At 65.3% G+C, this 17,654-nt stretch carries 18 protein-coding genes; 9 read left to right on the top strand and 9 right to left on the bottom strand.

The genetic code is table 11. The features are described 5' to 3' along the window. Window positions 1-39: 39 nt before the first annotated feature. Complete coding sequence (locus tag LRC39_RS02980; RefSeq protein ID WP_263990436.1) at window positions 40-468, bottom strand: DUF1330 domain-containing protein; 429 nt, start codon at window positions 466-468, stop codon at window positions 40-42. Between the two features lie 81 nt (window positions 469-549). On the opposite strand from LRC39_RS02980, the gene LRC39_RS02975 reads away from it, so the two are divergent. From LRC39_RS02975 to LRC39_RS02965, 3 genes are all read left to right on the top strand, one after another. Then, window positions 550-912, top strand: coding sequence for a DUF1304 domain-containing protein (locus tag LRC39_RS02975; RefSeq protein WP_346296278.1), 363 nt, complete (start codon window positions 550-552; stop codon window positions 910-912). A gap of 151 nt (window positions 913-1,063) precedes the next feature. After that, complete coding sequence (locus LRC39_RS02970) at window positions 1,064-2,284, top strand: ABC transporter substrate-binding protein (protein ID WP_346296277.1); 1,221 nt, start codon at window positions 1,064-1,066, stop codon at window positions 2,282-2,284. A gap of 290 nt (window positions 2,285-2,574) precedes the next feature. Then, on the top strand, window positions 2,575-2,787 hold the full coding sequence (locus LRC39_RS02965; RefSeq protein WP_107342781.1) for a hypothetical protein: 213 nt from the start codon (window positions 2,575-2,577) through the stop codon (window positions 2,785-2,787). Between the two features lie 95 nt (window positions 2,788-2,882). Here the strand turns inward: LRC39_RS02965 and LRC39_RS02960 are convergent, their stop codons facing one another. After that, window positions 2,883-3,134, bottom strand: coding sequence for a hypothetical protein (locus LRC39_RS02960; protein WP_107357377.1), 252 nt, complete (start codon window positions 3,132-3,134; stop codon window positions 2,883-2,885). 182 nt (window positions 3,135-3,316) lie between these two features. Between LRC39_RS02960 and LRC39_RS02955 the strand changes: the two genes are divergently transcribed. Beyond that, a complete protein-coding gene (locus tag LRC39_RS02955; protein WP_346296276.1) occupies window positions 3,317-5,533 on the top strand; it encodes a transglycosylase domain-containing protein in 2,217 nt (738 codons plus the stop codon). 62 nt (window positions 5,534-5,595) lie between these two features. Here LRC39_RS02955 and LRC39_RS02950 read toward each other — a convergent pair whose 3' ends face one another. The 4 genes from LRC39_RS02950 to LRC39_RS02935 all read right to left on the bottom strand — a co-directional run bounded on the left by LRC39_RS02950 (window position 5,596) and on the right by LRC39_RS02935 (window position 9,776). Continuing rightward, window positions 5,596-6,429, bottom strand: a complete 834-nt coding sequence (locus tag LRC39_RS02950; protein ID WP_346296275.1) for a M48 family metallopeptidase — start codon at window positions 6,427-6,429, stop codon at window positions 5,596-5,598. Between the two features lie 255 nt (window positions 6,430-6,684). Continuing rightward, window positions 6,685-8,013, bottom strand: a complete 1,329-nt coding sequence (locus LRC39_RS02945; protein ID WP_107342779.1) for a polyhydroxyalkanoate depolymerase — start codon at window positions 8,011-8,013, stop codon at window positions 6,685-6,687. A 138-nt stretch (window positions 8,014-8,151) separates the two neighbouring features. Then, window positions 8,152-8,982: an ABC transporter permease gene (locus LRC39_RS02940; protein ID WP_346296274.1), complete on the bottom strand. Its 831-nt coding sequence runs from the start codon at window positions 8,980-8,982 to the stop codon at window positions 8,152-8,154. Then, window positions 8,979-9,776 (bottom strand): ABC transporter ATP-binding protein, encoded by a 798-nt coding sequence (locus LRC39_RS02935; RefSeq protein WP_264076596.1) that lies wholly within the window; start codon window positions 9,774-9,776, stop codon window positions 8,979-8,981. The genes LRC39_RS02940 and LRC39_RS02935 overlap by 4 nt, the downstream gene beginning before the upstream one ends. A 107-nt stretch (window positions 9,777-9,883) precedes the next feature. On the opposite strand from LRC39_RS02935, the gene LRC39_RS02930 reads away from it, so the two are divergent. Both LRC39_RS02930 and LRC39_RS02925 read left to right on the top strand, forming a co-directional pair. Beyond that, on the top strand, window positions 9,884-11,206 hold the full coding sequence (locus LRC39_RS02930) for an ActS/PrrB/RegB family redox-sensitive histidine kinase (protein ID WP_107354084.1): 1,323 nt from the start codon (window positions 9,884-9,886) through the stop codon (window positions 11,204-11,206). 91 nt (window positions 11,207-11,297) lie between these two features. Next, window positions 11,298-11,852, top strand: coding sequence for an ActR/PrrA/RegA family redox response regulator transcription factor (locus tag LRC39_RS02925; protein WP_107342775.1), 555 nt, complete (start codon window positions 11,298-11,300; stop codon window positions 11,850-11,852). Between the two features lie 138 nt (window positions 11,853-11,990). Here LRC39_RS02925 and LRC39_RS02920 read toward each other — a convergent pair whose 3' ends face one another. Continuing rightward, window positions 11,991-12,470, bottom strand: coding sequence for an MmcB family DNA repair protein (locus LRC39_RS02920; RefSeq protein ID WP_107354083.1), 480 nt, complete (start codon window positions 12,468-12,470; stop codon window positions 11,991-11,993). 155 nt (window positions 12,471-12,625) lie between these two features. Here LRC39_RS02920 and LRC39_RS02915 point away from each other — a divergent pair, with 155 nt between their 5' ends. The 3 genes from LRC39_RS02915 to LRC39_RS02905 all read left to right on the top strand — a co-directional run bounded on the left by LRC39_RS02915 (window position 12,626) and on the right by LRC39_RS02905 (window position 15,719). Next, window positions 12,626-13,744 carry a vWA domain-containing protein gene (locus LRC39_RS02915; protein ID WP_346296273.1) on the top strand — a complete coding sequence of 373 codons (1,119 nt, stop codon included), beginning with the start codon at window positions 12,626-12,628 and terminating at the stop codon, window positions 13,742-13,744. 90 nt (window positions 13,745-13,834) lie between these two features. Next, window positions 13,835-14,500, top strand: a complete 666-nt coding sequence (locus tag LRC39_RS02910) for an MBL fold metallo-hydrolase (RefSeq protein WP_346296272.1) — start codon at window positions 13,835-13,837, stop codon at window positions 14,498-14,500. A 454-nt stretch (window positions 14,501-14,954) separates the two neighbouring features. Next, window positions 14,955-15,719, top strand: a complete 765-nt coding sequence (locus tag LRC39_RS02905; protein ID WP_346297466.1) for an AraC family transcriptional regulator — start codon at window positions 14,955-14,957, stop codon at window positions 15,717-15,719. A gap of 63 nt (window positions 15,720-15,782) precedes the next feature. Here LRC39_RS02905 and LRC39_RS02900 read toward each other — a convergent pair whose 3' ends face one another. Both LRC39_RS02900 and LRC39_RS02895 read right to left on the bottom strand, forming a co-directional pair. Continuing rightward, a complete protein-coding gene (locus LRC39_RS02900) occupies window positions 15,783-16,202 on the bottom strand; it encodes a DUF1236 domain-containing protein (protein WP_107342771.1) in 420 nt (139 codons plus the stop codon). Window positions 16,203-16,320: 118 nt separating this feature from the next. After that, entirely contained in the window at window positions 16,321-17,505 is a 1,185-nt protein-coding gene (locus tag LRC39_RS02895; protein ID WP_346296271.1) for an extracellular catalytic domain type 1 short-chain-length polyhydroxyalkanoate depolymerase, read from the bottom strand. Window positions 17,506-17,654 lie beyond the last annotated feature (149 nt).

The following is a 17,654-nucleotide window of genomic DNA, read 5'->3' as shown; positions in this document are numbered from 1 at the left end:
AGCGGCGCTACCTATAGTCCTATCCTGACGTCCGGCGCATCAGGTCGGGATTTCGCCGAATCCTTTGCCAGGCTTCAGCGGCTTCAGGCGGATCAACCGGGAATCCTCGACGGCCGCCTGACGGTGTTTCACCGCCTCGCGATACACCGGATCGCGAATCATCTCCACGAATGCCGCAACGCTCGGGTACTCGGCGATGAACACGTGATCCCAGTGTTCGTCCTGCGGGCCGATCAGCATCAGTTCGAACTGGCCCTGCCACACCACCTTGCCGCCGAGCCGCTCGAACACCGGGCCCGAGTCGCGGCCGTACGCCGCATAGGCTTCGGCGCCGGTTGCGTCACGACCGTCCGGATAGGCAGCGCGCGGCTTCAGCCGCACCAGGTTGAGCATATGGATCGGCCCCGGACGATCCATCTCGCGAAACTGCGCGAACACTTCCTTGGTCGGATCGATATGGCTGGTCATGCGCCCTCCTGTTGCTTTGAATTTGTTTGGCCGTGCTAGTATCACGATTGAGCCGCCGATGTCTGCCACTGGAGCCTGTGCGTGAACGCCGCTGCCACCCTTCTTGTCGCGCTGGTCGCGGCCCTGCACGTCTTCTTTCTCGTGCTCGAGATGTTTCTCTGGACCAAGCCGCTCGGGCTCAAGGTGTTTCGCAATAGTCCCGACAAAGCCGCGGCGTCTGCGGTGCTGGCCGCCAATCAGGGTCTGTACAACGGCTTCCTGGCGGCCGGGCTGATCTGGTCGCTGCTGCATCCGAACGCCGCGGTGGCGCTGCAGCTTGCCACTTTCTTTCTCGGCTGCGTCATCGTCGCCGGATTGTACGGCGCCTGGACGGTGAGCCGGCGCATTCTCTACGTCCAGGCAGCTCCCGCCGGGGTGGCGCTGATCGCAGCGTGGGTCGCGTAGTCGGCAAGTAGGATGCTGCATCGCACAGCGCGGCAAATTGCAACGGCGCGCCATCGCGGCATTGCCAGACCTCGAGTGCTGATCCACACTCCCCGCTAACGGCGGCAGGCAAAACGCCGCCGGTCATAAGCCATGAGGGAGTAGACCAGCGATGAAGAGCCTGTATCAGGCCGCCGTAGCGGCTCTTGCGACCGTTGCGCTGACCGCCGTGCCCGCCGCGGCGCAAAAGAAATACGATCCGGGAGCGTCCGACACCGAGATCAAGATCGGCCAGACGGTGCCGTTCTCCGGCCCGGCCTCTGCGTACGCCGGCATCGGCAAGACCCAGGCCGCCTATATGCGGATGATCAATGATCAAGGCGGCATCAACGGCCGCAAGATCAACCTGATCCAGTACGACGACGCCTATTCGCCGCCGAAGGCCGTCGAGCAGGTCCGCAAGCTGGTCGAAAGCGACGAGGTGTTGCTGACCTTCCAGATCATCGGCACGCCATCTAACGCCGCCGTGCAGAAATATCTCAACGCCAAGAAGGTCCCGCAACTGCTCGCCGCCACCGGCGCGACGCGATTCACCGATCCGAAGAACTTCCCCTGGACGATGGGCTTCAACCCCAACTACCAGACCGAAGGCCGCATCTACGGCCGCTACATCCTGCAGAATCACCCCGACGCCAAGATCGGCATCCTGTTCCAGAACGATGACCTCGGCCGCGACTACGTCACCGGCCTGCGCGCCGCGCTCGGCGACAAGGCCGACAAGATGATCGTCGCCGAAGCCTCCTACGAACTCACCGATCCGACCGTCGACTCGCAGATCGTCAAGCTGAAGTCCGCCGGCGCCACACTGCTGTACGACGCGTCGACGCCGCGCTTCGCCGCGCAGGCGATCAAGAAGGTCGCGGACCTCGGCTGGAATCCGATCCATATCCTCGACATCAACGCCAGCCCGGTGTCGGCCACGCTGAAGCCGGCCGGCCTCGACATCTCCAAGGGCATCATCAGCGTCAATTACGGCAAGGACCCTGCCGATCCGCAATGGGCCAACGACGAGGGCGTGAAGAAGTATTTCGCCTTCATGGATAAGTACTATCCGGATGGCGACAAGCTCAACACTGTCAACAGCTACGGCTACAGCACCGCGGAGCTGCTGGTCACTATCCTGAAGCAGTGCGGCGACAACCTGACCCGCGAGAACGTCATGAAGCAGGCCGCCAGCCTGAAGAATGTCGTCGGCGACCTGTCGCTGCCGGGCATGTCGGTCAACACCTCGCCGACCGACTTCCGCGTCAACAAGCAGCTCCGGATGATGAAGTTCAACGGCGAGCGCTGGGAGCTGTTCGGCCCGATCATCGAGGACGACGCGGCGATGTAATCGCAGCAATCAGTTCGGCAGCAGCACGTCATTCCGGGTCGCGGATGGAACTCGCGCCCCGGATTCCCCCATAGCGATAGTAGCAAAGCCAATCTCCGAGGGCGGTTTCCCGATCCTCACAGAGGACGGCCTATTCAGCCGGATACCAGAAGACGGCCTTTCTACCCCGGTACATCGCCGGGTATCGACCAATTCTGCACAGACAGCCTGCCCGAATCGCGTTCGAATGCCGCCAACAGACGGGAGTAGAAGCCGTTGAGTGGAGGCGCTGCCGGCGGCGGCGGATCAGCATGAGAGCAGACAGCACCAGCAACCGCTATTTCACCGTCGAACAGCTCGAGGAGCTGGCGGTCGCCAAGTACATCGAGGCGGCGCTGACGCCGGCCGGCGAGGAGCGCGACGAGCTGCTCGAAGAGGCCAAGCGGTTCGCCAGCCGGGCCAAGATGAAGAGCTGGCTGATGGGCGAGATCGGCGCTGCACCGCGCCGTCGCAACTATCACTAACCGCCGATACCCGATTGCCGGTGCAGCGGCCTGGCACTCAGCGAAGGAACGGCTTTGCCCAAATCAGAACCGGCCGGTGGTGTTGACCCTCGCGATTACTCCCACGGGATCGCGCTGACTTCGCGCTGCAGCCGATCCATCGCGGTCATCACCGCGGCGCCGGCAAATTCTCGGCTGGCCTGGCCGGGATCGACCGTGGCGACCTTCCAATTCGCACCATTGGTGTCGTCACAGGGCTGGCACGGCCGAATCCGGATCGCCTCGACCTTGTCGCAGTGACGCTGGCCGCGGACGTCCTGCAGCAGCAGCGCCTCGATCTCCTCCGCGGTCCTCAACACCCTGGTCATCACTGGTTCCTTCTGTACGGTCGGCGGGCGCCGCATCGATCGCAGAGCTGTAGCGCAAGGTCTTGAGATGCCTCAAGTCTGCGCCGGTTCCATCAAATCGGGAACCGCGCTTTAACCTTCGCTTTACCGGGCCTTAAACCGGGTTCGCTAGCGTCGCCTCAACGGTCGGCGTGGACGATGCGATGGCGTGGGGCAGGAAAAAAGCCGGCGAGAGGCGAGAGCCGAAATTCGGGTCCGGTGAATCGCTCGCCGACATGCGCCTGACGCCGCAGGATCGGGTGAACGTGGCCGACGACAAGCCAAAGAAGAAGCCCACGGGCAAAGCCGGCGGCGGCGCGCGCAAGCGCAAGGCGCGCAAGGGCGTGATCGCGTCGGTGCGCCAGGCGATCGGCCGCGTGGTGTATTGGAGCGCGGTCGCCGGCATTTGGGCGGTGCTCGCCGTGGTCGGCGTCATGGTCTGGGTGGGCGCGCATCTGCCGCCGATCCAATCGCTGGAAATTCCGAAGCGGCCGCCGACCATCACCATCGTGGCCGACGACGGCTCGACCATGGCGGTGCGCGGCGAACAGGCCGGCACCAATGTGGCCCTCAAGGAGCTGCCGCCGTATTTGCCGAAAGCCTTCATCGCGATCGAAGACCGCAGGTTCTATCAGCACTTCGGCGTCGATCCGCTCGGCATCGCCCGCGCCGCGGTCACCAACGTGCTGCATCGGGGCGTGTCGCAGGGCGGCTCGACGCTGACTCAGCAGCTCGCCAAGAACCTGTTCCTGACCCAGGACCGCACGCTGACCCGCAAGCTGCAGGAGGTCGAGCTGGCGCTGTGGCTGGAGCGCAAGCACTCCAAGGCCGAGATCCTCGAACTGTATCTCAACCGGGTGTATTTCGGCTCCGGCGCCTACGGGGTCGAGGCTGCGGCGCAGAAGTACTTCGGCAAATCGGCCAAGGACGTCACGCTGGTCGAGGCGGCGATGCTGGCGGGCTTGGTCAAATCACCGTCGCGCCTCGCGCCGAACCGCAATCCCGAAGGCGCCGAAAAGCGCGCTCAGATCGTGCTCGCCGCGATGGCGGAGGCCGGCTTCGTCACCGACAAGCAGGCCCAGGCCGCGATCGCCAACCCGGTTTACACCGTCAAGCCGACCGGCGCCGGCACCATCAACTACGTTGCCGACTGGGTCACTGAGGTGCTGGACGATCTGGTCGGCCAGATCGATCAGTCGATCATCGTCGAGACCTCGATCGATCCGAGGCTGCAATCGGTGGCCGAGGCGGCGATCATCGACGAGCTGGCGGCCAAGAGCGTCAAATACAAGGTCACGCAGGGCGCACTGGTGGCGATGACGCCGGACGGAACGGTGCGGGCCATGATCGGCGGGCGCAATTATGCCGACAGCCAGTTCAACCGCGCCGTCACCGCCAAGCGGCAACCCGGCTCGGCGTTCAAGCCGTTCGTGTATCTGACGGCTGTCGAAGCCGGTCTGACGCCCGACACCATCCGCCAGGACGCCCCGCTCGACCTCAAGGGCTGGAAGCCGGAGAACTACACCCACGAATATTTCGGCTCGGTCACCCTGACCCAGGCGCTGGCGATGTCGCTGAATACGGTGGCGGTGCGGCTCGGGCTCGAAGTCGGGCCGAAGAACGTGGTGCGCACCGCGCACCGGCTCGGCATCGCCTCCAAGCTCGACGCCAACCCGTCGATCGCGCTCGGCACTTCGGAAGTGACGCTGACCGAGCTGGTCGGCGCCTACTCCACCTTCGCCAATGGCGGACTGTTGGTGTCGCCGCATGTGGTGAAGCGGATCCGTACCGCGCAAGGCAACAAGGTGCTGTACGTCCGCAGCGACGAGCCGGCGAGCCGGGTTGTCGATCCCCGCGCGGTGGCGATGATGAACACCATGATGCAGGAAACGCTGCGCTCCGGCACCGCCCACAAGGCTGACCTGCCGGGCTGGGTTGCGGCTGGCAAGACCGGCACCAGCCAGGATTTCCGCGACGCCTGGTTCCTCGGCTACACCTCGACGCTGGTCACCGGCGTCTGGCTCGGTAACGATGACAACTCGCCGACCAAGAAGGCCACCGGCGGCGGACTGCCGGTCGAGGTGTGGACGCGGTTCATGCGCGAAGCGCTGAAGGGTGAGACGCCGCAGCCATTGCCCGGCGACTGGAGCGGCGGCCCGATCGCGAGCAGCCCGCCGGCCGGCCTCGGCGGCGGCCTGAATGCCCCGCCCACAGGCGGCGGCACTATCGCGCAGGCCGGCCCGCGCGGCGAAACCCAGGTGATCAACGCGCCCCCGCCCCCCGGGGCAGCCCGCATGCCTCCGCCGACCCGCGCCAACGTGCGGCCAGAGGCGGACGCCGGCCTCGATGGCTGGCTGATGGATCGGTTGTTCGGGCGGTGATGCGGCGTGCAAGTCTGAGCGGCGCGGCAGGCCGCAGTCACCGCGCCCGCGTCCAGCGCACCTCAGTCGCTGATGCCGTATCGGTGCAGGTCGTTGCCGTAGGAGTCGAGCCAGGTCTTGGCGCGCTCCATCTGCGGGCACACCTTGCCGACCACGCGCCAGAACCGCGCCGAGTGGTTCATCTCGACCAGATGCGCGACTTCGTGGGCCGCCAGATAGTCCAGCACATAAGGCGGCGCCAGGATCAGCCGCCACGAGAACGACAGCGAGCCGGCCGAGGTGCATGAGCCCCAACGGCTCGACTGGTCGCGGATCGACAGCCGCGTCACCTTCACGCCGAGCTCCGGCGCATAGCGATCGCAAGCCTTCTGCAGGTCGCGGCGGGCCTCGCGCTTGAGGAAATCGAGCACCCGGCGCTCGATGTGCTCGGTCTCGCCGGCGACGCACAGGATCTTTTCGCCGGACTCGCGCACTTCGGTCCACACCGTGCCGCGGCCGGCGCGGTGCACGATCTTATGGTCCTGGCCACGGAGGGGCACAAGCGTGCCTGGCAGGAACGGCGCCGCCTTCGGCAGCCGGCCGAGACGCGCGGCGATCCACGCGCCGTGACGCTGGGCGAATTCCTTGGCGTCGGCGAGCGTGCCGCGCGGCGGCATCGTCAGAATCGCTTCGCGATCGCTCGGATGAATCCGCAAGGTGTAACGTCGCGCGCGGCGGTGGCGGCGAATGCGAACGGCGAAGAACTGCGAGCCGTGTCGGACGGGGATTGTCGACGGCTCCGTGGGGCGCCGATAGAGAAGTGCGCGGGCCATGTCTGCAGGTCCAGGGAAAGGAAGGTCCCCTGGAATCTGCCATAACCGCCGCCATGGGAAGCGCTCGGCGCAAAAACAAATCATTTGCCCAATATACAGGGCAAAGCCGATGTCGCACCCCTAAGTGATGGGGCTCGGAACTCGAAATTTTCGCGAATTTCGATTCAAAACGATACCCTGAGAGGTGACTCACTCCTCACTACTTGCGGAACCCATGAATCCGGATTCCCCCAGGCTATGTACACAACTGATCAGACCGCTTGCGCTTTGATTTATCAGCGCAAACTGATCAGCACCAACGCGTCATCCACAGCGCCTGCTAATGACGACGCGTAGTAGTCACTCCGCCGCGCGCGCCGGCGTATCGCTCGCCGACGACGCATGGAAATCACAGATACGCGGCACGATTTCCGAACGGAAACGCGAGCCGTTGAACACACCGTAGTGGCCGACGCCCTTCTGCACGTAGTGCACGCGCCGATTATCCGGGATCGACGAACACAGACCGTGCGTCGCCTCGGTCTGACCGAGACCGGAGATGTCGTCGTTCTCGCCTTCCACCGTCATCAGCGCGACGCGCTTGACCTTCGACGGCTCGACCAGCTTGCCGCGATGCGTCATCTCGCCTTTCGGCAGCGCGTGCTTGACGAACACCAGATCGACCGTCTGCAGATAGAACTCCGCGGTCAGATCCATCACCGCCAGATACTCGTCGTAGAACTCGCGGTGCTTGTCGGCGAGGTCGCCGTCGCCCTGAACCAGATGGTTGAACAGGTTGCGATGCGCGTCCATGTGCCGGTCGAGGTTCATGCTGATGAACCCGTTGAGCTGCAGGAACCCCGGATAGACGTCGCGCATGAAGCCCGGATGCGGGAACGGCACCTTGGTGATGACGTGGTTGCGGAACCAGTCGATGCCCTTCTCGGCCGCGAGATTGTTCACCGCGGTCGGATTGCGGCGGGTGTCGATCGGGCCGCCCATCAGCGTCATCGACAGCGGCACGAACGGATCTTCGTTGGCCTCCATCACCGACACCGCGGTCAGCACCGGCACCGACGGCTGGCACACCGCCATGACGTGAACGTTGCCGCCCAGCGTCTGCAGCATCTCGATGACGTAATCGACATAGTCGTCGAGGTCGAACCGCCCGGCCGCGGCCGGCACCATCCGGGCGTCTGCCCAGTCGGTGATGTAGACTTCATGGGTCGGCAGGAAGGCTTCGACCGTGCCGCGCAGCAGCGTGGCGTAGTGGCCGGACATCGGCGCTACGATCAGCAGCCGCGGCTGCGGATGGCGCAGCGGACGCTCCAGCTTGCGCTCGAAATACAACAGCCGGCAGAACGGCTTTTCCCAGACATTGTGGATCTCGATCGGGACCCGCATGCCGTTGACTTCGGTGTCGTCGAGCCCCCACTCCGGCTTGCCGTAGCGGCGGGTGGTGCGCTCGAACACTTCGCAGGCCGCGGCAATCGACTTGCCGAATTCGGTGTGGCTCCACGGGTTGAGCGGGTTCTTGAACGCCAGCTTGGTCGCGTCCGACATCGCCCGCGCCGGATTCAGCGAGGCGTGCGCCATCTCGTAGAACCAGTACATCGGCGTGGTCAGCGCCGGACTGACTTCCGCAGGCATCTCCGGCGGGCGACCAAATTCACCAATGACAACCGGCATCGTGTCGTGTCCCTCGTAACCCCGTGCAGCGCAACATAGTGGCGGCTGGGTACAGGCGCGTCAATCACAAGATCGAAATATGCGCTTCACCGCGCAAAAAGTAAGCACGGACAGTCCACAGGCCTGTCCGGATTCATCCTACTCGCCGCTCTGGATCAGTGAGCCGTGGCGTCGGGCGCTGTTCAGCATCGCCAGGAAGCTGATGAACGCGGCCACGAACAGCAGCACGTTGATGCCGAGCGCCCACAGCATCAGATCGCCGCGAAACTGGTGATCTATCAGCAGCGCCCGCATGCCTTCGAACACGTAGGTCGGCGGCAGCATCCAGGCGACGGCCTGCAGCCAATGCGGCAGCACCGCGACCGGATAGTAGACGCAGGCGAGCGGCATCACGCCGAACATCAGGCTCCAGACGATGCTCTCGGCGCCGAGGCCATGACGCAGCACAAGTCCCGACACGAAGATGCCGAGCGCCCACGAGGTAAAGATCAGGTTACAGAAGAACGCGCCGAGCGGCAGGCCGAAGCCGAACAGGTTGAAGTCGAACAGCGTCATCGCCAGCACCACCATCGGCACGACACCGATGGCGAGACGGATCAGGCTCATGATCATCAGCGCGATCAGAAACTCGAGCGGCTTCAGCGGGCTCATCATCAGATTGCCGAGATTGCGCGCCCACATCTCCTCGAGAAACGAGATCGAAAACCCGAGCTGACCGCGAAACAGAATGTCCCACAGGATCACCGCGCCGATCAGCGTGCCGCCGGCGCGGGCGAAGAACCCGGCATTCTGCGCCACGTAGCTCTGGAGAAAGCCCCAAGTGATCACTTGCAGTGCCGGCCAGTACACCAGCTCGAACAGCCGCGGCCATGACGACAGCAGCAGGTACCAATAGCGCAGCACCATGGCGCTGATGCGATGCCAGGCGAGGCCGTGACCGAGTTCGAGGCCGGCGATCAGACTTCTCATGATTCAGCATCCCGGGCTCGGCCGCGGGCGACGTCGAGAAACACCTCCTCCAGCGTCGACCGGTGATAGCGCGCCATGATGGCCGACGGGGTGTCGTCGTCCTCGATCCGGCCGCGCTTCATAATGACGACGCGATCGCACAGCCGCTCGACTTCGAGCATGTTGTGCGAAGCCAGCAGGATGCTGGCGCCGCGGCGCTTGCGATAACTCTCCAGATGCGACCTGATCCAGTCGGCGGTGTCGGGATCGAGCGAAGCGGTCGGCTCGTCGAGCAGCAGCAGTTCGGGCTGGTTGATCAGCGCCTTTGCCAGCGCCACCCGGGTTTTCTGCCCGGCCGACAGCTTGCCGGAGGCGCGGTCGAGAAAGTCGGTCAGGTCGAAATCGGCGGCGAGTTCGGCGATCCGGCCGCGCAAATCCGGCACCGCATAGAGCTGGCCGAACACGGTCAGGTTCTGCCGCACCGTCAGCCGCGACGGCATGTCGACATAGGGACTTTCGAAGTTGATCCGGCCGAGCACGTCGGCCCGCTGCTCCGGCATCGCGCAGCCGAGCACCCGGATCCGCCCTGCGGTCGGCAGCACCAGACCCATGATCATTGCGATCGTCGTGGTCTTGCCGGCGCCGTTGCCGCCGAGCAGCCCGGTGATACTGCCGCGCGGCACCCGGAACGAGATGTCGTCCACTGCCCGCGTGGTCTTGTAGGTCTTGACCAGATTCGAGACTTCAATCGCCGCAGACACGGAGGAAGACCCCGCCGGGTCGTCGACCCGGTCAACGCTATCGATCGCCATCATGGAGCCTGTTTGGCGATTGCCGGCGGTGAGCGCAAGCGTGCCGCCGGGCGATCCGCCGCGGGCGGCGTCAATTGGCATCCCGAGCCGCCGACGCTACTGTCCGGCGCATGTCCGATGATCTGATTTCCGCCGACTTCCGGCATCCGCGGCGCCACGTTCGCCTCGATACCATCCTGCGCCTGCGCTGGCTGGCGGCGCTCGGCCAGCTCGCCGCGATCTTCGTGGTCTCGGAAGGGCTGGAATTCGACTTCGCGGTGATGCCGTGCATCGTCATCATCGCCGTGTCGGGCCTGGTCAACCTCGCGCTGCAGATTGCCTTCAATCCGATGCAGCGGATGGAGCCGATCTACGCCGCGCTGCTGCTCGCGCTCAACATCTCGGAGCTGGCGGGCCTGCTATACTTTACCGGCGGCCTGCAGAACCCGTTCGCGTTCCTGTTCCTCGGGCCGGTGCTGATCAGCGCCACCGCACTGCCGACCCGGATGACGATCTCGCTCGGGATCTTCGCGGCGGGCTGCGCGGCATTCCTCGGCTATAGCCATCTGCCGCTGCCCTGGGCCGGCGAGGAGCCGGTGGCGCTGCCGCGGATCTATCTGGTCGGCGTCTGGCTCTCGATCCTGCTCGCGATCGGCGTTACCAGCCTCTACACCTTCCAGGTCACCGAAGAGGCCCGCAAGCTCGCCGACGCGCTGTCGGCGGCCGAACTGGTGCTGGAGCGTGAGCAGCATCTGACCCAGCTGGATGGCCTCGCCGCCGCGGCCGCGCACGAACTCGGCACGCCGCTATCGACCATCTTCCTGATCTCGCGCGAACTGGAAAAAACCGCCCCGCCGGAGATGGCCTCCGACCTGCGGACCCTGCGCGAACAGGCGCAGCGCTGCCGCGAGATCCTCGGCAAGATCGCCCAGTTGTCGTCGGCCGGCGCGCCGTTCGACCGGATGCCGCTGTCGACGCTGATCGAGGAGGCAGTGGCGCCGCATCGCGACTTCGGCATCGCCATCAAGATCCGGCTGGCGCAGCACGGCGAACCTGAGCCGGTGGTGATGCGCAACCCCGCGATCCTGTACGGCATCGGCAATATCCTGGAGAACGCCGTCGACTTCGCCCGCAACGCCGTCGAGGTGAATGCCTGGTGGAACGCCGAGACCGTGCAGATCGTGGTGTCGGACGACGGTCCGGGCATCAAGCCGGACGTGCTGCGCCGGATCGGCGAGCCTTATCTGTCGCGCCGCCGCAGCGCCGACGATCCCAATCGCGAGCGGTCAGGCCTCGGCCTCGGCGTGTTCATCGCCCGGACCTTGCTGGAGCGAACCGGCGCCAAGGTCGAGTTCCGCAACAAGACCTTCCCGGATCATGGTGCCATCGTCCAGCTCAGTTGGCCCAGGAACCGCTTCGAGACTATCGAAAAGACCGAAGAAACAATGGCTTGACCTGCCCCGCGCGCTCCGGTCGCAGGCGCACGCTCTTGGCAGCGCGGTGTCGCACCCCCATATCTTGTGACACTCGACGAGGAGCCCCGCCGTGAACGCCATTCCCGAACTGAATGACCACACCGATCGCTCGCTGCTGATCGTGGAGGACGACAAGCCGTTCCTCGACCGGCTGGCACGGGCCATGGAAACGCGCGGCTTCGCGGTCACGGCCTGCGACAGCGTCTCCAGCGGTCTCGCCCAGATCGGCAAGGCGGCACCGGCATTCGCCGTGGTCGATCTCCGTCTCGGCGACGGCAACGGCCTCGATGTGGTCTCGGCGCTGAAGCGCGAGCGCCCCGATTGCCGCGCCATCGTGCTGACCGGCTACGGCAACATCGCCACCGCCGTGACCGCGGTGAAGATGGGCGCGGTCGACTATCTGTCGAAGCCGGCGGACGCCGACGACGTCGTCGCGGCGCTGCTCTCGACCGGCAACGAAAAATCCGAACCGCCGCCGAACCCGATGTCGGCCGACCGCGTCCGCTGGGAGCACATTCAGCGCATCTACGAGATGTGCAACCGCAACGTCTCCGAGACCGCGCGCCGACTCAACATGCACCGCCGCACCCTGCAGCGCATCCTCGCCAAACGCGCCCCGCGGTAAGCAAAGCCCTCTGTCGATTATCAGTCTGGTCATTCCGGAGCGCGAACAACGTTCGCGAACCCGGAATCTGACGCGCGAACAACCCATCGGGCTTCCGGGCTCGCTGTCACGCGGCGCCCCGGAATGACGGCGGGATAACTACCCTTCGGCAAATCCCTGCGGGTCGGCGAGGCGGCCAAGGCGTTGAGCGGCGGCCAGCGCAAAACGCAGCATCATCACCTTGCGGGTCGCCGCCGGCAACTTGTGCTCCGGCGCTTCGCAATGCAGATGAGCGCCGTAGCCGTCGGCCACGATCAGCCCGGTCTCAGCCGGAAAAATCTCGCACGGCAGATCCTGAGTGAAGGCGAAGAACAGCCGATCGCAATGCGCCCGGTAGTCGGGCCATTTGTGATCGGCCCGCAGATCCTCGATCGACGATTTGATCTCCACGATCCAGATCTCGCCGCGCTCGTTCAGCGCCACCAGATCGGCGCGCCGCCCGGACGGCAACGATAGCTCACTGACGCAGGCGAAGCCGAGCGAACGCAGCAGCCGCTGCGTGCCGCGCGCAATGCTGAGCGCGGTCTCCGACTGCCGCAGATCGCGCGGCAGAATCATTTGAACGGCATTCGATTCCATCGCGTCCAAGTCTAGCCGAAGTCGGAGCGGGTGCCCAACCGGTCCCGTCAGTTCCGATCTCGGCCGCAGGACCGTTGCGACGGCACCATTTTCGAAGGCGCCGCACGGCGGAGCATTGAGTTGCGGGCTTGGCGGGGGCGCCGGAGACCATCACGATGAAACGCATCACTCTCAAAACCGCGCTGGCTGCCGCCGCGCTGGCGCTTCCACTCTCCTTCGCGACGGCAGCGCAGGCGCGGCCCTCGGTCGAAGTCGCATTCGTACTCGACACCACCGGCTCGATGAGCGGCCTGATCGAAGGCGCCAAGCGCAAGATCTGGTCGATCGCCACCACCATCCTCGACGACAATCCCGACGCCGACATCCGGATGGGGCTGGTCGCCTATCGGGACATCGGCGACGACTACGTCGTCCGCAGCGTCGACCTCACCACCGACATCCAGGACCTCTACGGCCAGCTCCTGCAACTACAGGCGCGCGGCGGCGGCGACTGGCCCGAAAGCGTCAACGAGGCGCTCGATACGGCGATCAACAAGCTGCATTGGCGGCAGGGCGGCGACACCCGCCGCATCGTTTTCCTGGTCGGCGATGCTCCGCCGCACATGGACTACGCGCAGGACACCAAATACCCCGAGACCCTGGCAGTCGCCCGGCAGAAAGACATCATCGTCAACGCGGTGCAGGCCGGCACCGCGCAGGACACCGCGCGGGTGTGGCGCGAGATCGCCGACGGCGGCCGCGGCCGCTACATCGCCATCCCGCAGGACGGCGGGCAGATCGTGGTGATCCAGACGCCCTATGACGACGAGATCATCATCCTGCAGAAGCAGATCAACGGCACCGTCATCCCCTACGGCCCCGCGCCGATGCAGCGGCGGACCGAAGAGAAGACCGGACAGCTCGCCAAGGTCGCGGCCGCAGCGCCGGCCTCGGCGTCCGACATGGCCAGCTACATCAACAAGCGCGCCCGCAGTTCGTCCGAGGCCGTGACCGGCGGCGGCGATCTGGTCAGCGACGTGCTGGCCGGGCGGCAGAAGCTCGATCAGGTCAAGGACGCGGACCTGCCGCCGGAGTTGCGCGCGCTGCCGGCCGAGCAACGTGCCGCCAAGCTCGACGCCCAGATGACGGCCCGCAAGGCGCTCAACGACAAACTCGCGGCCCTGGTGAAGCAGCGCGATGCCTATCTGATGGCGCAGCGCGACAAGCAGCCGAAGCAGGCTTCGTCGTTCGACCGCGAGGTCGAGGCGACCCTGAAAGCGCAGCTCAAGCGATAGCGAGCGCTGTCGGCGGTTCGGGCGTGAGCGGCGATACCGGAGGGTGAGCCGAGCTTTGACTCACCCTCATCGACGCGGCATTGTCCGGCCATGACCGAGACCCAGACCAAGGCCAAAGCCGGCGCCGCAATCATTCGCGTGACGCCGTTCCAGCAGAACTGCACGCTGTTGTGGTGCGAAGCGACCCGCAAAGCCGTGGTTGTCGATCCCGGCGGCGACGTGCCGGAGATCCTGGCTGCGATCGAAAAGACCAATGTCGAGGTCGGCGCAATCTGGCTCACCCATGGCCACATCGACCATGTCGGCGGCGCCGCCGATCTGCGCGATGCCTTGAAGGTCGAGGTGATCGGCCCGCATCGCGACGACCAGTTCCTGCTCGACAATGTCGTCAACTCCGGCCGCAGCTTCGGCATCGACGGCGTCCGCGACGTCACCCCGGACCGTTGGCTCGCCGACGGCGACAGCGTCAGCATCGGCGAGCTGAGCTTCCAGATCCTGCACTGCCCGGGCCATTCGCCGGGCAGCGTCGTGTTCTTCAATGAAGCGATGCGGTTCGCCTTCGTCGGCGACGTGCTGTTTGCCGGCTCGGTCGGGCGCACCGACCTGCCCGGCGGCAGCCACGCCACACTGATCCAGTCGATCACTCAGAAGCTGCTGCCGCTCGGCGACGACGTCGGCTTCATCTGCGGTCACGGGCCCGGCTCCAGCTTCGGTCAGGAGCGCCTGACCAACCCATTCCTGACCGGCGAAGCCTGACCGCCACCTCCGGCTCTTCCGTTTTTCTGAGCTGACCCGGCCGGCGCGACTCGTTCGCGCTGGCTGAAATGCCTTGCGCGGGGGCCGCCGAACGGTGCCCTGGTCAGTCGTTTGAACCTATTGCCGGCTGCTACGTCCAATTTTCCGCAAATACCTGGGAATCTTACGAGGACCTACGGTTCCCTCGTTCTGTTACCAGGATCGGCCGGAATGTTGCGTGCGGACTGGAGACGTAATCGGAGATGACCGTCGAGCTTCTCAACGAACCTCTCTCCCGGTACCCCGCGTTTGACACCGCCGATCCGGAAGAACTGCGCCAAGCCTTGAGCTCCGTTTACGGCGCCAAGTTGGTGGAAGGCCCGATCTGCGCCGATTTCCACGCGCGCAGCAATTTCGTCCAGCTCGATGACATCGCGCTCGCCTTCGGTGTCGGCACCGGTTCGATCGTGGTCGAATTCCCCGAGGGGAATGTGCGCGGCTGCAGATCGCTCTGTCGGGGCAATTCATCACCCGCAGCGGCGGCACCAGCACAGCGATCAACGCGCGGCAGGCCGGCATCATCTCGCCCGGCCGCAATGCACGCACCGAATATGGTCCGTCCTACAGTTTCAGCCTGCTGCGCGTCAGCACCACGGCGCTGGAGCGGAAGCTGACCACCCTGCTCGGCTGTAAGCCGAAGGCGTCGATCGAATTCGAGCCGGCGGCCAACAACGAAGCGCCGCAGGTGGTCAACTTGCGCCGGATGCTGTGCTTCCTGGCCAATCAGCTGAATTGCAGCCCGCTGCCGCCGGTGGTGCTGGGCGAGCTGCAGGAGGCCATCACCCTGCTATTCCTCAGCGCCTTCCGGCACAATTACAGCCGGCAGCTCGAGCGCGAGTCGCACGGCATCGCGCCGAAGCACGTCCGCCAGGTCGAGGAATACATCGAAGCCAACTGGATGCGCCCGATCACCATCGAAAAACTGACCGCACTCACCGGCATCAGCTCGCGCGGCATCTTCAAGGCGTTCCAGCGCAGCCGCGGGTATTCGCCGATGGCGTTCGCCAAGCGGGTGCGGCTGCAGCACGCCCATAATTTGCTGTCGGACGGATCGACGCCGACCACCGTGACCGCAGCCGCGCTGTCCTGCGGCTTCTCCAACCTCGGCCACTTCGCCCGCGACTATCGCGACATGTTCGGCGAAAAGCCCTCCGAGACGCTGCAGCGCGCGCGGCCCTGAACATAAGAGAACGGGCCGCGTCCCCTCCGACGCGGCCCGCCCCTCGTTCATCAGGTCGTTCGATTATTCGATGATCTCGACGACCTTGTGGGTGCGCGGATCGACCAGCACGGTGCGATCGTTCACCACGGTATAGCGATATTCGCTGGCGCGGCCGAAGCGATCCGGCACCTCATAATAGGTCACGCCGTCCGAGGGCAGCACGACGCCGACGCGAACTTCGTCACGATAGCGGAACGACGGATGACGCTGCTCGACCACGTAGTGACGGAACTGCGGACGATCGTCGACGCCCAGGATGCCGGCTACGCCGCCAACGACGCCACCGATCGTTCCACCAACCACCGCGCCGACCGGACCTGCGGCGCGCTCACCATCGCGCGCACCACGCTCGATGCCGCCCGGAACGCCCTGGGCGTTGGCCACAGCAGGCGCCGCAAGGGCAAGGACGACGATAGCGGTTCCGGCAAAACGATTGATCATGGTCAGACTCCCGTTCGGTGAAAGGTGGTCTGACAAGTCTCGTTTCGGCGATCCGTTCCGTACCCCGCTGCACCGTCGCGTGCGCATAATTGGTGCACCCAGTCAGGGAACCCAGCGCTTACTTCATCAATCCTGCGGCGGTGAGGGCGCGGGTGATCACAGCGCCGACATCGAGCCCGCGCTTGCTATCAGACGCCTCATCCGACGCGCCGGCCTTGTTGGATCGCTGCTGCGACTTGCGGTGAGGAGTGTCGGTCGCACCGGAGCGATGTCCATCCGTGGCGGCTCGTGCCACCGCCGTCTTTTCCGGCGATCGCGTCTGATAGACCCGCCCGGTCAGGCCGAAGAACTGCGCGATGTGGTAGGACGATGAAATCCCGACATCGAGCAAATAGGCGCCGGCAACGCCATAGCGTTCATCCCCGGCGCCTGCACCGAGCGGCGTGCCATGCGCCATGCCGGTGATGGTGTAGGATTCCACCACGGTCTCGCCGCTCGAATTCCACCACACGCGGTGCGGATAGCCGTCGATCTTGTTCTGAGACATCGGCGCCTCGGGCAGCCCGTGCAGGTCGAGCCATTGCCGGACCAGCGCGTCGGCATTGGCCGGATCGACCGTCCGGTCGGCATCGCCGTGCCACACCGCCAGCTTCGGCCATGGTCCTTTGTGCGCAGTGGCACCGCGCACCAGATCGCCGAGCTGATGGCCCGTGCGCGCCGAAGCGTGACGCATTTCCTTCAGCGCCTGCCGCACATTGAGCGCGACACCGTAAGGCAAGCCCGCGATCACTGCGCCGCCGGCGAACACGTCCGGATAAGTCGCGAGCATCGCCGCCGCCATCGCGCCGCCCGCCGACAGACCGGTGACGAAGATCCGCGCACGGTCGATGTGATGGCTGCGCGCCATGTGCTCGACCATCTGCCGGATCGAGCCGACCTCGCCGCTGTCGCGGCGGATGTCGTCGGGCGCGAACCAGTTGAAGCAGGTGTTGGGATTGTTGGCGCGGGTCTGCTCCGGCAGCAGCAGCGCGAAGCCGTAACGCTGCGCCAGCGTGCACCAGCCGGCGCCGATCTCATAGCCGGCGGCATTCTGGGTGCAGCCGTGCAGGACAACGACCAGGGGCAGCTTCTGGGTGATCCCCTCAGGGACGAACGAGAACATCCGCAAGTCGCCGGGATTGGCGCCGAACGCGGTGGTCTCGGCGAGCCGGCTGTCGTGAGCCGCCTCGCCCCAAGCCAAGCCATTGAGACTGTGCATTTTTCGGAGCTGGCCGAGGAAATCGATATGGTCTTTCAGTGACACGGTCGCTCCTGGTCTGGGCCCCTGCCCTGGCACGGATATAATTGCTGCGGTGCAATATGGTAGGCCCGCGCGGGCGACCAGCCGGTCTGCGCCAGCCGAAGATCCGCGGTCACAAAAAGACCCGCAGCTTGCTGCTGCGGGCCATAGTC

This window comes from Rhodopseudomonas sp. P1 (assembly GCF_039642825.1).
Taxonomy (GTDB): Bacteria; Pseudomonadota; Alphaproteobacteria; order Rhizobiales; family Xanthobacteraceae; genus Rhodopseudomonas; species Rhodopseudomonas palustris_H.
Note: the sequence above shows the minus strand (reverse complement) of the source record. Positions and strands in the feature narration are given on the sequence as shown.

What these genes read in the sequence shown, in the direction of transcription:
- LRC39_RS02980 (WP_263990436.1), bottom strand. Translation starts at nt 468, where the DNA reads ATGACCAGCCATATCGATCCGACCAAGGAAGTGTTCGCGCAGTTTCGC.
- LRC39_RS02970 (WP_346296277.1), top strand. Translation starts at nt 1,064, where the DNA reads ATGAAGAGCCTGTATCAGGCCGCCGTAGCGGCTCTTGCGACCGTTGCG.
- LRC39_RS02965 (WP_107342781.1), top strand. Translation starts at nt 2,575, where the DNA reads ATGAGAGCAGACAGCACCAGCAACCGCTATTTCACCGTCGAACAGCTC.
- LRC39_RS02960 (WP_107357377.1), bottom strand. Translation starts at nt 3,134, where the DNA reads ATGACCAGGGTGTTGAGGACCGCGGAGGAGATCGAGGCGCTGCTGCTG.
- LRC39_RS02955 (WP_346296276.1), top strand. Translation starts at nt 3,317, where the DNA reads ATGGCGTGGGGCAGGAAAAAAGCCGGCGAGAGGCGAGAGCCGAAATTC.
- LRC39_RS02950 (WP_346296275.1), bottom strand. Translation starts at nt 6,429, where the DNA reads ATGATTTGTTTTTGCGCCGAGCGCTTCCCATGGCGGCGGTTATGGCAG.
- LRC39_RS02945 (WP_107342779.1), bottom strand. Translation starts at nt 8,013, where the DNA reads ATGCCGGTTGTCATTGGTGAATTTGGTCGCCCGCCGGAGATGCCTGCG.
- LRC39_RS02940 (WP_346296274.1), bottom strand. Translation starts at nt 8,982, where the DNA reads ATGAGAAGTCTGATCGCCGGCCTCGAACTCGGTCACGGCCTCGCCTGG.
- LRC39_RS02935 (WP_264076596.1), bottom strand. Translation starts at nt 9,776, where the DNA reads ATGATGGCGATCGATAGCGTTGACCGGGTCGACGACCCGGCGGGGTCT.
- LRC39_RS02930 (WP_107354084.1), top strand. Translation starts at nt 9,884, where the DNA reads ATGTCCGATGATCTGATTTCCGCCGACTTCCGGCATCCGCGGCGCCAC.
- LRC39_RS02920 (WP_107354083.1), bottom strand. Translation starts at nt 12,470, where the DNA reads ATGGAATCGAATGCCGTTCAAATGATTCTGCCGCGCGATCTGCGGCAG.
- LRC39_RS02915 (WP_346296273.1), top strand. Translation starts at nt 12,626, where the DNA reads ATGAAACGCATCACTCTCAAAACCGCGCTGGCTGCCGCCGCGCTGGCG.
- LRC39_RS02910 (WP_346296272.1), top strand. Translation starts at nt 13,835, where the DNA reads ATGACCGAGACCCAGACCAAGGCCAAAGCCGGCGCCGCAATCATTCGC.
- LRC39_RS02900 (WP_107342771.1), bottom strand. Translation starts at nt 16,202, where the DNA reads ATGATCAATCGTTTTGCCGGAACCGCTATCGTCGTCCTTGCCCTTGCG.